Origin of the sequence: Faecalibacterium sp. DFI.5.82 (assembly GCF_029076575.1) — a bacterium.
Taxonomy (GTDB): Bacteria; Bacillota; Clostridia; order Oscillospirales; family Ruminococcaceae; genus Faecalibacterium; species Faecalibacterium duncaniae.
Genome location: NZ_JARFIS010001066.1, coordinates 1 through 290 on the forward strand (window position 1 = coordinate 1; position 290 = coordinate 290).

Here is a 290-nt window from a genome sequence, read left to right on the forward strand (position 1 = left end):
GTTCACCGCCGCCATGCAGGAGCTGCTGGCACAGGAGGACCCGGTGGCCCTGCATGGCGGCGGTGAACTGCTCCGGGCAGGGCACGCTGGGGTTGCCCAGCGAGTAATCAAACACGTTCTCGTAGCCGATCTGGGCCGCGCGCTGCTTGCCATACATAAAGGTCTCGCGGATGACGCTCTTGTGGGACAGCATCCCGCGGTAAGTCTCGTTCAGCATAAGTTCCTTCCCCTCTAAAACACAAATTTATTTTTCGTGGGCAGCAGACGCATAGCTCTGCTCTACTTTCACC

1 pseudogene is annotated in these 290 nt (G+C 58.6%); it reads right to left on the reverse strand.

Going from position 1 to position 290, the window contains the following annotated elements:
• A pseudogene (locus tag P0G09_RS20165) lies at nt 1-217 on the reverse strand (pyridoxal phosphate-dependent aminotransferase); the annotation flags it as partial.
• Nucleotides 218-290: the final 73 nt, after the last annotated feature.